The organism is Staphylococcus sp. Mo2-1, assembly GCF_046721385.1.
GTDB lineage: Bacteria > Bacillota > Bacilli > Staphylococcales > Staphylococcaceae > Staphylococcus > Staphylococcus equorum_A.
Genome location: NZ_JBEUUK010000001.1, coordinates 1505266 through 1520218, shown reverse-complemented (window position 1 = coordinate 1520218; position 14953 = coordinate 1505266). Strand labels below are relative to the sequence as shown.

Sequence of the window (14953 nt, the reverse complement as noted above, 5' to 3'; positions counted from 1 at the left end):
AGAGGAATGACATTGACATATTGCATTCAGTTTTGAATGCTCATTACGAGTATTCATTGCGTTATTTTGTACATTGAAAACTAGATATGTAAGTAAAATTTATGATTTTACCAAGCAAAACCGAGTGAATTAGAGTTTTAAAAAGCTTGAATTCAAAAAAATAGAAATAATCGCTAGTGTTCGAAAGAACACTCACAGATTAATAACATTTTAGATTTTCAACCGATTTTTTTCGTGTTGAAGGTCGAAAAGATTAAGTTATTAAGGGCGCACGGTGGATGCCTTGGCACTAGAAGCCTACGAAGGACGTTACTAACGACGATATGCTTTGGGGAGCTGTAAGTAAGCTTTGATCCAGAGATTTCCGAATGGGGAAACCCAACACGAGTTATGTCGTGTTATCGATATGTGAATACATAGCATATCTGAAGGCAGACGCGGGGAACTGAAACATCTTAGTACCCGCGGGAAGAGAAAGAAAAATCGATTCCCTGAGTAGCGGCGAGCGAAACGGGAAGAGCCCAAACCAACGAGCTTGCTTGTTGGGGTTGTAGGACACTCTGTACGGAGTTACAAAAGAACAAATTAGACGAATCATCTGGAAAGATGAATCAAAGAAGGTAATAATCCTGTAGTCGAAAGTTTGTTCACTCTTGAGTGGATCCTGAGTACGACGGAACACGAGAAATTCCGTCGGAATCCGGGAGGACCATCTCCCAAGGCTAAATACTCTCTAGTGACCGATAGTGAACCAGTACCGTGAGGGAAAGGTGAAAAGTACCCCGGAAGGGGAGTGAAATAGAACTTGAAACCGTGTGCTTACAAGTAGTCAGAGCCCGTTAATGGGTGATGGCGTGCCTTTTGTAGAATGAACCGGCGAGTTACGATTTGATGCAAGGTTAAGCGACTAATGTGGAGCCGTAGCGAAAGCGAGTCTGAATAGGGCGTTGAGTATTTGGTCGTAGACCCGAAACCAGGTGATCTACCCATGACCAGGCTGAAGTTCAGGTAACACTGAATGGAGGGCCGAACCGACTTACGTTGAAAAGTGAGCGGATGAGTTGTGGGTAGCGGAGAAATTCCAATCGAACCTGGAGATAGCTGGTTCTCTCCGAAATAGCTTTAGGGCTAGCCTTAAGTAATGATTATTGGAGGTAGAGCACTGTTTGGACGAGGGGCCCTTATCGGGTTACCGAATTCAGACAAACTCCGAATGCCAATCAATTTTATCTTAGGAGTTAGAACGCGGGTGATAAGGTCCGTGTTCGAAAGGGAAACAGCCCAGACCACCAGCTAAGGTCCCAAAATATATGTTAAGTGGAAAAGGATGTGGCGTTGCCCAGACAACTAGTATGTTGGCTTAGAAGCAGCCATCATTTAAAGAGTGCGTAATAGCTCACTAGTCGAGTGACACTGCGCCGAAAATGTACCGGGGCTAAACATATTACCGAAGCTGTGGATTGTCCGTAAGGACAGTGGTAGGAGAGCGTTCTAAGGGCGTTGAAGCATGATCGCAAGGACATGTGGAGCGCTTAGAAGTGAGAATGCCGGTGTGAGTAGCGAAAGACGGGTGAGAATCCCGTCCACCGATTGACTAAGGTTTCCAGAGGAAGGCTCGTCCGCTCTGGGTTAGTCGGGTCCTAAGCTGAGGCCGATAGGCGTAGGCGATGGATAACAGGTTGATATTCCTGTACCACCAAATTTCGTTTTAAGCGATGGGGGGACGCAGTAGGATAGGCGAAGCGTACTATTGGATTGTACGTCCAAGCAATGAGACTGAGTGTTAGGCAAATCCGGCACTCTTAAGGTCAAGTTGTGATGGGGAGAGGAAATTGTTTCCTCGAGTCGTTGATTTCACACTGCCAAGAAAAGCCTCTAGCTAGAATTTTGGTGCCCGTACCGCAAACCGACACAGGTAGTCAAGATGAGAATTCTAAGGTGAGCGAGCGAACTCTCGTTAAGGAACTCGGCAAAATGACCCCGTAACTTCGGGAGAAGGGGTGCTCTTTAGGGTTAACGCCCAGGAGAGCCGCAGTGAATAGGCCCAAGCGACTGTTTATCAAAAACACAGGTCTCTGCTAAACCGTAAGGTGATGTATAGGGGCTGACGCCTGCCCGGTGCTCGGAAGGTTAAGAGGAGTGGTTAGCTTCGGCGAAGCTACGAATCGAAGCCCCAGTAAACGGCGGCCGTAACTATAACGGTCCTAAGGTAGCGAAATTCCTTGTCGGGTAAGTTCCGACCCGCACGAAAGGCGTAACGATTTGGGCACTGTCTCAACGAGAGACTCGGTGAAATCATAGTACCTGTGAAGATGCAGGTTACCCGCGACAGGACGGAAAGACCCCGTGGAGCTTTACTGTAGTCTGATATTGAAATTCGGTACAACTTGTACAGGATAGGTAGGAGCCTTTGAAACGTGAGCGCCAGCTTACGTCGAGGCGTTGGTGGGATACTACCCTTGCTGTGTTGGATTTCTAACCCGCACCATTTATCATGGTGGGAGACAGTGTCAGATGGACAGTTTGACTGGGGCGGTCGCCTCCTAAAGAGTAACGGAGGCGCTCAAAGGTTTCCTCAGAATGGTTGGAAATCATTCATAGAGTGTAAAGGCATAAGGAAGCTTGACTGCGAGACTTACAAGTCGAGCGAGGGTCGAAAGACGGACTTAGTGATCCGGTGGTTCCGCATGGAAGGGCCATCGCTCAACGGATAAAAGCTACCCCGGGGATAACAGGCTTATCTCCCCCAAGAGTTCACATCGACGGGGAGGTTTGGCACCTCGATGTCGGCTCATCGCATCCTGGGGCTGTAGTCGGTCCCAAGGGTTGGGCTGTTCGCCCATTAAAGCGGTACGCGAGCTGGGTTCAGAACGTCGTGAGACAGTTCGGTCCCTATCCGTCGTGGGCGCAGGAAATTTGAGAGGAGCTGTCCTTAGTACGAGAGGACCGGGATGGACATACCTCTGGTGTACCAGTTGTCGTGCCAACGGCATCGCCGGGTAGCTATGTATGGACGGGATAAGTGCTGAAAGCATCTAAGCATGAAGCCCCCCTCAAGATGAGATTTCCCAACTTCGGTTATAAGATCCCTCAAAGATGATGAGGTTAATAGGTTCGAGGTGGAAGCATAGCGATATGTGGAGCTGACGAATACTAATCGATCGAAGACTTAATCAAATTTAAAAAGTGTTTTGTTTGGCATTATCAAATTTTACTTACTATCTAGTTTTGAATGTATAATTTTTATACAGTTCATTGTCTGGTGACAATGGCAAGGAGGTCACACCTGTTCCCATGCCGAACACAGTAGTTAAGCTCCTTAGCGCCGATGGTAGTCGGACTTACGTTCCGCAAGAGTAGGACGTTGCCAGGCAATTAGGGACCCGAAAGGGTCTCTTTTTTTATGTTTAAAAAGAGCTTAACTACTAGTTCGAAGAACTAAAAACCTGATTTAAGAAAGCGTTTGAAGCTGACGAACTCAGCGAAAGACGCGACGAGCTTACAAGCGGTAAGTGAGTAAGGAAAGAGCGCAAGTGAGAAAAGATGCGAGCGCTTGGCTTATATCAGGAAAGCTCCTTAGCGCCGATGGTAGCTGACTTACGTTCCGCAAGAGTAGGACGTTGCCAGGCAATTAGGGACCCGAAAGGGTCTCTTTTTTTATGTTTAAAAAGAGCTTAACTACCAGTTCGAAGAACTGAAAACCTGATTTAAGATATGAACACATAAGCTTAAGCTCATGTGTAAGAACTACTAATCCCAATTATATTGGGAAGTAGTTCTTTAAAAAAAGCTTAGCACAATAGCTAAGCTTTTAAATAAGGAGTGAATAAAGCATTTTATTTTGATTAATGTAAATATTTGAAGCATCAAACTCATTTACATTCTTTTTCAAGTTATTCAAATCTTTATGATTATTTAATTGAATGCCTATAATAACTGTACCGGTGTTTTGAGATGATTTTTTTAGGTACTCGAATTTAGTAATATCATCTTTAGGTCCGAGTACATCATTTACAAATTCTCTTAAAGCGCCGGGACGTTGGGGAAAGTTTAAAATGAAGTAGTGTTTCATTTCTTCGAAAAGTAGTGAACGCTCTTCAATTTCTTTCATGCGGTTAATGTCATTGTTACCACCACTCACAACACAAACAACTGTTTTACCTTTGATTTCTGCTTGATAATTATCTAAAGCGGTAATACTTAATGCACCAGCAGGTTCTGCTATAATAGCTTGTTTAGAGTACATATCTAAAATAGTTGAACATACAGCGCCTTCGTGTACTTGAACATAATCATCAACAACTTTTTTAGAGATGTCATAAGTTATTTGACCAACTCTTGCAACTGAAGCGCCATCAACAAACTTATCAATCTCAGGTAATGTTACGATTTGATTTTCTAAAACAACTGATGTATACATACTGCTTGCTCCAGCAGGCTCTACGCCAACAATAGATGTTTGAGGTGAATTTTCCTTGAAATACGTACCAACACCAGAAATTAAACCTCCGCCTCCAATTGCGGCAAATAAATAATCAAATTGTATATTTGCTTCTTTAGATTGATCAATGATTTCTTTAGCAAGTGTACCTTGGCCCGCAATAGTATAGATATTGTTAAAAGGATCAATGAAATTCATGTTGTTGTCTTCTGTATAGACGAGCGCTTCTTTTAAACAATCATCAAATGTATCACCTGTAAGAATAACTTCGACATTTTGTCCACCAAAGAATTTAACTTGGTTAATCTTTTGAAGTGGGGTAGTGACAGGCATAAATATAACTGCATCTAAGTGTAATTTATTAGCAGTGTAAGCCACACCCTGTGCATGGTTACCTGCACTTGCACATGTGATGCCCATTTCTCTGTCTTCTTTATTCAAGGATACAATCGCATTGTAAGCTCCTCTAAGTTTAAAAGATCTGACCCATTGTAGGTCTTCTCTTTTTAAATATACATTACAATCATATTTAAGTGATAAATAATGATCCTTTTGTAATGGCGTCTCTTTAACAGTATCTTTTATTTGTAAGTAAGCTTCATCGATATCTTTTGAAGAAACAGTTGTTTTTACAGTCATATGTTTCACACCTTTGTTAGTTTAGTATCTTTAAAAAGTTTTTGCTCTTTCGTAAGATTTGATTTCATCTTCATATTGCAATGTTACTGCAACATCATCAAGTCCTTTTACGAGTTTGTTTTTCCATGTTTCATCGATATCAAAAGTAAATGTTTTGTCTGGAGAAGTAACAGTTTGATTTGGTAAATCTACTGTAATCGATTCTGCTTGTGCTAAATGTTTTCTCGCTTCTTCATCTAATACAATTGGTAACATCGCATTTTTAGTACAGTTCATATAGAATATATCACTGTAACTGCCGAGCAATAATAATGTCAAAACCATAGTCTTTAATTGCCCAAGCAGCGTGTTCACGACTTGAGCCACACCCGAAATTATCTCCGGTAATTAAAATCGATGCATCTTTATATTCTGGTTTATTTGGATTGAAATCTGGATTATCAGAACCGTCATCTAAATAACGCCATTCATCGAAAGCAAATGGTCCAAATCCTGATTTTGAAATACGCTTTAAATGGACTTTAGGTATAATTTGATCGGTATCGATATTGTCATGAAATAATGGTACGACTTTACCTGTATACGTAGTGATTGGTTTGATTTCCATATTATACAACCACCTTTCTAACATCTACAAATTTACCATTAATTGCTGCATGTCTGCTGCCATAGCAGGGGAAACAAGATGTGTTCTTGCACCTTTACCTTGGCGACCTTCAAAGTTACGATTACTTGTCGAAGCACAGTGAACACCATTAGGTACTTGGTCTGGATTCATACCTAAGCACATAGAACAACCGGGCTCTCTCCAATCAAAACCTGCTTCTTTAAAGATTTTGTCTAGTCCTATTTTTTCTGCTTCTTTTTTAACTGTACGAGATCCTGGAACAACGATTGCTGTAATATTAGGGTGGACTTGATTTCCTTTAACAATATGACTCGCTTCAACTAAATCTGAAAGACGAGCATTTGTACAAGAACCTAAGAAGACATAACCTAAATCGATATCCTCAGCTTTTTGACCAGGTTTTAAATCCATATAATTATATGCACGTTCGTCATTAACATTTTTTATTTCAGGGAAAGGTGTACTAAAACTTACTCCCATTTCAGGACTAGTTCCCCAAGTCACTTGAGGTTCTAAGTCTGAGACATCCATTTCAATGACTCTATCGAATTCAGCATCGTCATCTGTGTAGAGTTCACGCCATTCATCAACGGAAGCATCAAAATTTGTTGCGTATGGACGACCTTTAACATATTCAAATGTCGTTTCATCAGGCTCCATCATGCCGTATTTAGCACCGACTTCGATTGCCATATTACAAATTGTCATTCTAGCTTCCATACTCAAACTACGTATCGCTTCTCCCGAAAATTCTAGGGCATAACCTGTACCAAAATCAACGCCATATTGACTAATCAAATGTAAGATAATATCTTTGGCATACACACCAGTCGGCAATTTGCCTGTTACATCAATTTTTAGATTTTTAGGTTTAGTTTGCCATAGGGATTGGGTAGCAAATACATGCTCAACTTCACTTGTACCAATACCAAAAGCAATTGCTCCGAAAGCACCATGTGTAGCAGTATGAGAATCACCACAAACAATTGTTTTACCTGGCTGTGTTAAACCAGTTTCAGGACCTACCATATGCACAATACCTTGTTCATCAGAACCCATATCAAATATATGGACGCCGAATTCTTTAGCATTATTTTGCAATGTAGTAATTTGCTTATTTGCAATTTCATCTTTGATATTAAAAATATCTACTGTCGGCACGTTGTGGTCAAGTGTTGCATATGTTAAGTCTGGTCTACGCAGTTGTCTATTTTGGAGTCTCAGACCTTCAAATGCTTGAGGAGATGTGACTTCATGTATAAGATGCAAATCTATATATAATAACTGTGGGTCACCTTCTTTACCAGTCAAGACATGTTTATTCCAAACTTTATCAAATAGTGTTTTACCCATATGACATCTCCTCCTTTTTATAAATTTTCTTTTACGAAATTAATAATATCTGACGTATTATAATTTCCATTGAGATCACGGGTTGTTTTACCTTCTTTAATGAGTTGATAAATTACTGATTCTAATTTTTCAGCTGCTTGTGGTTCATTTAAACTTTCTCTAAGACACATTACAACTGATAAAAGCATACCGAAAGGGTTTGCGATATCTTGGTTTGCAATATCTGGTGCTGAACCATGAATCGGTTCGTAAAGTCGTGGGCCTTGTTCACTAAAACTTGCAGAAGGCGATAAACCTAATGAACCAGGAATTACAGATGCTTCATCACTTAAAATATCACCAAATAAATTTTCAGTTACAATGACATCAAATTGTGAAGGATTAGTGATTAAATGCATTGCACAAGCATCTACAAGTAAATGGTTAACTTCTACTTCTGGATAATCTTGTGAAACTTCATTTATTACTCTACGCCATAATTTACTAGAAGAAAGCACATTTTCTTTATCCACCGAAGTTAATTTTTTATTTCTTTTTTGAGCTAAATCAAATCCAACTCTAGCAATGCGTTCTATTTCTGATCTTGTATAAGTAAGGGAATCGAGTGCATCGTCATCACCCAATTTCTTAGGTTCACCAAAATAGATACCGCCAGTGAGTTCTCTTACTAAAACAAAATTTGTGCCTGCAACACGTTCTTCTTTAATCGGAGATAAATGACTTGTACCATTTGTCACTGTAGTAGGGCGTATATTAGCGAATAAGCCTAATGCTTTACGTATGCCTAATAATCCTTGTTCAGGTCTATTGTTAGGGTCAGTCCATTTTGGACCACCCACAGCACCTAATAAAATTGCATCAGCATTTTGACATGCATTTAGTGTTGATTCAGGGAGTGGTTTACCATGGCGATCTATAGCAATGCCACCAAAATCATGTGTTTCTAAGTCATAATTAAAATTAAAATCTTGGCTTAATTGTTCTAATATTTCTAGTGATCCTGTCATAATCTCAGGACCAATACCATCACCTGGTAGGGCTACAATCTTATAACTCATGAATGAATACCTTCTTCCGTAGCAGAATTAGCAACATACTTAGCATGTGCTTCTACATATGATTTACATGAAGCAAGTAAGATATCATGGTCAATACCAACACCTGTAACGATTTGGTTATCAATTTTAATTTGTACATGTACTTCAGCTTGTGCATCGGTACCTTCAGTAACAGAATCAATACGGTATTCTATTAACTCAGTGTTGAGGTCAAAGATACGATCTATTGCATTGTACACGGCAACGATAGAACCGGTGCCAATACTAGAATCTTGGTACGTATTACCGTCTTTATCTTTAATAACGACTACAGCACTTTGAAGCCCATTAGAAACAAATTGTAGTTGTAAAGTTTCAACTTGATAAATTGCATTTTGTTCATGTTCTGTACCTTGTATTAAGGCGTGGATATCACGGTCTGTAACTGCTTTTTTCTTATCTGCAATTGTTTTAAATTGTTTAAATAATGCTTTTTGTTCTTCTGGCTCAACATCGTAACCTAAATTAATTAATTTTTCAGCAAAAGCATGTTTTCCTGAAAGTTTACCTAAAGGTAATTCTGTTGTTTTAACACCAACAAGTTGAGGTGTCATAATTTCATATGTTTCAGGGTTTTTGATTACGCCATCTTGATGGATACCTGATTCATGACTAAAGGCATTTTGGCCGACAATGGCTTTGTTTCTAGGAACTCGAATTCCTGCAAATCTAGCAATTAAATCTGAAGTTTGTTTTGTTTCTTCAAGGTTAATTCTAGATTGATTGCCGTAATGATCTTGTCGAACGTAAAGGCCAAGTGCTACTTCTTCAAGTGCCGCATTACCCGCACGTTCCCCAATACCATTTAAGGTACCTTCTATTCGTTTGGCTCCATTTTCAATTGCGACCATACTATTTGCTACTGCAAGTCCAAGATCATCATGACAGTGTGCACTATAAATTACTTCGTGGTCTGTTTTGACAGATTCTTGTAGTGTTTTGAAAATTTGACCATATTCAGAAGGGTAACTGAAACCTACAGTGTCAGGTACATTGATTACACTTGCTCCGGCATCAACAGCTGTTTGAACACATTCTATTAAAAATGGTAGTTCTGTTCTTGTTGCATCTTCTGGGGAGAACTGAACTAAATCAAAATATTTTTTAGCATAGCTTACATGTTCTGTTATAGATGCTAAAACTTCTTCCTTAGACATCATAAGTTTGGAATCACGATGTATCGGGCTTGTTGCGATAAAGACATGAATTCTTGGTTTTGTCGCTTCTTTAGTTGCTTGATATACTGCATCAATATCTTTTTTCACACAACGGGCAAGACCACATACAGCAGTTGTTGTTAATGCTTTTGAGATTGCTTCAACTGATTTAAAACTACCCTTACTTGATGCAGGGAACCCAGCTTCTATAATATCTACGCCCCATTTTTCAAGTTGATTTGCTATCTTCAAACGTTCATCGAATGAAAAGTTTACACCAGGTGTTTGTTCGCCGTCTCTAAGTGTTGTATCAAAAATTTGAATATGGCTACTCATTTTCAACATCTCCTATAAATGAATTTTAGACTCATATAACCGTAAGTAATGAAGAAACACACTTTTATGAGAAAAGTAGTTGCATTTTTAAGCAATCACATATTCCTAACTAAGTGTGATTCTTCAATTACGATTAATTTAAAGGTTGAATCTAATTATTTTTCAATACTTTTAGATTTAATGAATGGCATCATTTCACGTAGTTCTTTACCAACCGCTTCGATTTGATGTCCATGTTGTTCTTCACGTAGTTTGTGGAACTCTTCAAAATTATTTTCATTATCTTTAATGAAACGATCACTGAATTTTCCTTGTTGGATATCTTCTAGTACTGCTTTCATATTATCTTTAACGTCTGGTGTAATGATACGTGGTCCAGATACATAGTCACCAAATTCTGCTGTATTTGAAATTGAATAACGCATGTTTTCCATGCCACCTTCGTATAATAGGTCTACGATAAGCTTCATTTCATGTAATACTTCGAAATAAGCAATCTCTGGTTGATATCCAGCTTCAACTAATGTTTCGAAACCAGTTTGTATTAATTTAGTTGTACCACCACAAAGGACAGCTTGTTCACCAAATAAATCTGTTTCAGTTTCTTCTTTGAATGATGTTTCTAATACGCCAACACGTGTAGCACCGATACCTTTAGCATAGCTTAAGGCTAAGTCTGTAGCTTCTCCACTTGCATCTTGTTCTACTGCGAATAGGGCAGGGACTGCACTACCTTCAGCAAAAGTACGACGAACTAAATGTCCTGGTCCTTTTGGAGCTACTAAGAATACGTCAACGTTTTCTGGTGGGTTGATAACATCAAAATGAATATTAAAACCATGAGCAAAAACTAATGCATTATTTGCTTCTAGATTGGGTTTGATTTCTTCTTCATATATTTTTCCTTGAGCTTCATCTGGTAGAAGTACCATAATAACATCAGCTTGTTTTGCTGCCTCATTTACAGGATATACTTCGAAGCCGTCATCTTTTGCTTTATCAAAAGAACGTCCAGGTCTGATACCAATGATTACGTCATAGCCGTTGTCTTTTAAGTTTTGTGCATGCGCATGACCTTGAGATCCATAACCTAAAACCGCTACTTTCTTACCTTGTAATGCATCTTTCTTTACTGTTTCATCATAATAAACTGTTGTCATAATATAATCCTCCATGTGTTTTGAAATTTTTGTTAAAACATTAAAGCTTAAGCTAAATAATACCTGCCGAACCCGTACGTGAGACTTGTTCGATTTTATATGATGATAGATCGTCTAATAAATTATCCATCGTGTATTGTGGACCTGAGGCTTGAAGGTACGTATAAGTTTCTTCATTTTTCAATATAGAGACTAGCGCATCATAAGGTTTGATTAAATTTTGTAATTCTTGATGATTGTTTGGTGTTTGTAATTTCACAAGTACCAACTCTCTATTGTAGGTATTTGTATCTGTTATATCTTCAACCTCAATAATATTGATTTGCTTTTCAAGTTGTTGAAGTAGCGTGCGTAGCACATCTGTATCAGGTATTTCTGCTACAAAAGTAATATTAGAAATACCTTCTTCTAGCGTAGGTGTTGCGGAAAGATTAACGATATTAAATTGTCTTCGTACGAAAATACTTGTTAATCTATTTAATGTACCTGCTTTATCTCTTACTTTTGTTCTAAATGTTCTTCTCATAATAGACCCTCCATCTCATGGTTTGCTTTACCACTTGGTACCATTGGAGAGACAATTTCAACTGGTGAAATGCGAATGTCAATTAAAGCTGGTCCGTCGTGTTGGAAAGCCTCATCCAATTTTTGTTCTAAGTGTGTAGGATCATCTATGAGATAGGCTTTTACATTATATGCTTCAGATAGCTTAATAAAGTCTGGCTGTCCATTAAACACAGAATGTGAAAAACGTTTATTAAAGAATTTATCTTGCCATTGTTTCACCATGCCAAGCGTACCGTTATTTACAATTACGATTTTAATATCAATGCCATATTCTTCTAAAATACCCATTTCTTGATTTGTCATTTGGAAACCGCCGTCGCCTACAAAAGCTACAACCGTTTTGTCTGGTTTAGCCAATTTAGCTCCAATTGCTGTCTGGTATACCAAAGCCCATTGTTCCTAAACCACCACTGGTAACAAGTTGACCATGGTCTTTAAATGGATAGTATTGTGCAACCCACATTTGATGTTGTCCAACGTCTGTAGTTACAATTGCATCACCATTGGTAATTTCTCCAATATATTCAATTGCACGTTGTGGTTTTGAAAATACACCATCTTCATCATCGCTGTATGCAAATGGTTGTTGTATTTTATTTTCGTTACATGTTTCTAACCAATCTTCATGTCTAATTGAATAACTATCGAAATCGAGTAGAAACTCTAATGTCGCTTTACAATCGGCAACAATACCCAAATCTACTTTAATAATTTTGTTGATTTCAGATGGATCGATATCAACATGAACGATTTTAGCATTTGGTGCGAATTCATCAGGGTTACTCGCTAATCTGTCATCAAAGCGGCTTCCGAAGTTAATAAGTAAATCACATTCAGTTAAGGCCATGTTACTTGCGTATGATCCATGCATACCACCCATGCCTAAAAATAGGGGGTGTTCGTATGGAATCGCGCCGAGACCAAGTAACGTACTCACTACTGGTAATTGATGTCTACTTACAAATTCAGTAAATAATTCATTGGCTTTGGCATGATTGATGCACTGCACCTGAAAGTACTAATGGTTTTTTAGCACTCTTTAAAAGGTCTCTCAATTTTTGTATATCATCTTTTTTTGGTTTATTAGGTATTGTGTAACCAGGTAATTCTAATTCATCAGTAACTTGTGCATTCGTTGATAGGATACCCATATCTTTAGGAAAATCGATTACTACTGGACCTTTTCTTCCAGTATTAGCGATATGAAAAGCCTCATGAATAGTTTTAGGAATATCTTGTACATTTTTAACTTGATAATTATGCTTAGTAATTGGTGTTGTCATAGATAGTAAATCCGCTTCTTGGAATGCATCCTTACCGATACCAGGCGTTGCGACTTGACCTGTGATAACTACTAAAGGTAAAGAGTCGCTATAAGCATCAGCAATACCGGTAATCGCATTTGTAGCTCCTGGACCACTTGTAACAACAACTACACCTGTATTACCAGAAACACGTGCGTAACCTTCAGCTGCGTGCGTTGCGCCTTGTTCATGACGAGCTAAGATGTGCTTTATTTTCCCTTCATATAGTGTGTCGTAAAGAGGGAGAACAGCGCCTCCTGGATAACCAAATATAAAATCAACACACTCATTTGCCAATGATTCGACTAATAATTCTGAACCAGATCTCATTTCATCAATTGTCTCTTGTTCTAGTTCAACTTCAGGTTCAACTGCTTCTGCTGCTTCCAAAGATTCAAAATTTTCTGATTTTTCTATTTCAAGTGTTTCAGTATGTTTAGACATTGTGCTCACTCCTTAAATGAGATTTTCGGGAACTTGCATTACGCCACCAGTATTAGCACTTGTAACGAGTGCGGTGTAACGTGCAAGATAACCAGTTTTCACTTTTGCTTTAAATGGTTTTACATCTTGTTTTCTATTTTCTAAAGTTTCATTTGATACTTCGACATTCAATGTTCGGTTAGTTAAATCAATAGTAATTTCATCACCATCTTTAATTAGTCCAATAGGTCCACCAGAAGTCGCTTCAGGTGAGATATGTCCTACAGCAATGCCTCGAGTTGCACCTGAGAAACGGCCATCTGTAATTAATGCAACATCTTTACCTAATCCTCTTCCTACAATTGAAGAAGTAGGGGCTAACATTTCAGGCATGCCTGGACCACCTTTAGGACCTTCATATCTTATGACAACAACATGGCCTTCTCGAACAACGTGATTGTCAATTGCTTCTACTGCATCATCGTGTGAATCAAAACAAATTGCTTTACCTTTAAATACTTTAATTGAAGGATCTACACCACCTACTTTAATGACGGCACCATTTGGAGCTAAATTACCGTATAGAATTGAAAGACCTCCTTGTTTGTCGTAAGGATTATCTAGATGTCTAATTACATCGCTATTTAAAATTTCTTTACCTTCATTATTTTCACGAAGGGTCTTGCCTGTTGCTGTGATTCTATCTGGATGTAAGGTACCTTCTCTTTTAAACAGTTCATTAATAATTGCTGGGACGCCGCCTGCTTCATGTACATCATGCATTGAATAAGAAGAACTAGGTGCAATTTTTGAAAGGTAAGGTGTTTTCTTAGCAATTTCATTAATTCTTGTTAAGTCATAATCGATGCCTGCTTCATTTGCAATTGCTAATGTGTGAAGTACAGTGTTTGTAGAACCACCCATTGCCATATCTAACGCAAATGCATCATCAATCGCTTCACGTGTTACGATATCTCTTGGTTTAATATCATTTTTAATATTATCTACTAATTTGAATGCGGCTTCTCTAATCATTTCTCTACGTTGATCACTCACTGCTAATGCTGTTCCATTATATGGAAGGGATAAGCCTAAAACTTCCATTAAACAGTTCATTGAATTCGCAGTGAACATACCAGAGCAAGAACCACATGTTGGACAAGCGTTTTGTTCCATATCTAAAAATTCATCTTTTGAAATCGAACCATCTTTAAAAGCACCAACTGCTTCAAACATTGAAGAAAGTGTTAATGCTTTACCTTCTGAAGATAATCCTGCTTTCATAGGGCCACCAGAACAAAAGATGGCTGGAACATTGGTTCTGACTGATGCAAGTATCATACCTGGTGTAATCTTGTCACAGTTAGGAATATAGAATACACCGTCAAACCAATGCGCGTTAATTACTGTTTCAGCAGAATCGGCAATGATCTCTCGTGAGGGAAGGGAATATCTCATTCCTATATGACCCATTGCGATACCATCATCTACACCGATCGTGTCAAATTCAAAGGGAATAGCACCTGCTTCACGAATTGCTTCTTTGGCAATGTCTGCTAATTCTCTTAAGTGGACATGTCCTGGGACGATGTCAATATATGAATTACAAATTGCCACGAAAGGCTTATTCATATCTGTTGGTTTTTCTAATGCACCTGTAGCATGCAAAAGACTTCTTGCTCGGAGCCTGCTGATCACCTTTTTTGATCATATCGCTTCTCATACTGTTTCCCCCTTAAAATTGAAAATAAAAAAACGTCCCAATAAATTATTGGGACGCTTTCAAGTCCCATTCAACTAGAAAGAGGACTTAAACGTTTAGTAAATTCTTCACTAAAGTTCCAGTCC

The 14953-nt window shown here is 38.7% G+C and carries 5 protein-coding genes, 2 rRNA genes and 4 pseudogenes; 2 read left to right on the top strand and 9 right to left on the bottom strand.

Going from position 1 to position 14953, the window contains the following annotated elements:
• Positions 1–251: 251 nt before the first annotated feature.
• Together ABLV95_RS07735 and rrf are read left to right on the top strand one after the other, a co-directional pair.
• Positions 252–3177: ribosomal RNA gene (locus ABLV95_RS07735) — 23S ribosomal RNA — on the top strand.
• 81 nt (positions 3178–3258) lie between these two features.
• A 5S ribosomal RNA gene (gene rrf / locus ABLV95_RS07730) occupies positions 3259–3373 on the top strand.
• 438 nt (positions 3374–3811) lie between these two features.
• Here the strand turns inward: rrf and ilvA are convergent.
• From ilvA to ilvD, 9 genes and pseudogenes are all read right to left on the bottom strand, one after another.
• On the bottom strand, positions 3812–5080 hold the full coding sequence (ilvA, locus tag ABLV95_RS07725; protein WP_427706875.1) for a threonine ammonia-lyase IlvA: 1269 nt from the start codon (positions 5078–5080) through the stop codon (positions 3812–3814).
• Between the two features lie 30 nt (positions 5081–5110).
• Positions 5111–5687: pseudogene (gene leuD, locus ABLV95_RS07720) on the bottom strand (3-isopropylmalate dehydratase small subunit).
• Between the two features lies 1 nt (position 5688).
• Positions 5689–7061, bottom strand: a pseudogene (gene leuC, locus ABLV95_RS07715) (3-isopropylmalate dehydratase large subunit).
• A gap of 17 nt (positions 7062–7078) precedes the next feature.
• Positions 7079–8119 carry a 3-isopropylmalate dehydrogenase gene (leuB, locus tag ABLV95_RS07710; protein WP_046466311.1) on the bottom strand — a complete coding sequence of 347 codons (1041 nt, stop codon included), beginning with the start codon at positions 8117–8119 and terminating at the stop codon, positions 7079–7081.
• Positions 8116–9651 (bottom strand): 2-isopropylmalate synthase, encoded by a 1536-nt coding sequence (locus ABLV95_RS07705; RefSeq protein WP_460875287.1) that lies wholly within the window; start codon positions 9649–9651, stop codon positions 8116–8118. Before ABLV95_RS07705 ends, leuB begins: the two co-directional genes overlap by 4 nt.
• Before the next feature lie 155 nt (positions 9652–9806).
• Positions 9807–10811: a ketol-acid reductoisomerase gene (gene ilvC / locus ABLV95_RS07700; RefSeq protein WP_460875285.1), complete on the bottom strand. Its 1005-nt coding sequence runs from the start codon at positions 10809–10811 to the stop codon at positions 9807–9809.
• 52 nt (positions 10812–10863) lie between these two features.
• Positions 10864–11337, bottom strand: a complete 474-nt coding sequence (gene ilvN / locus ABLV95_RS07695; protein ID WP_002507123.1) for an acetolactate synthase small subunit — start codon at positions 11335–11337, stop codon at positions 10864–10866.
• A pseudogene (ilvB, locus tag ABLV95_RS07690) lies at positions 11334–13126 on the bottom strand (biosynthetic-type acetolactate synthase large subunit). The gene ilvN and the pseudogene ilvB overlap by 4 nt, the downstream one beginning before the upstream one ends.
• Positions 13127–13138: 12 nt before the next feature.
• Positions 13139–14828 (bottom strand): annotated as a pseudogene (gene ilvD, locus ABLV95_RS07685) (dihydroxy-acid dehydratase).
• Positions 14829–14953 lie beyond the last annotated feature (125 nt).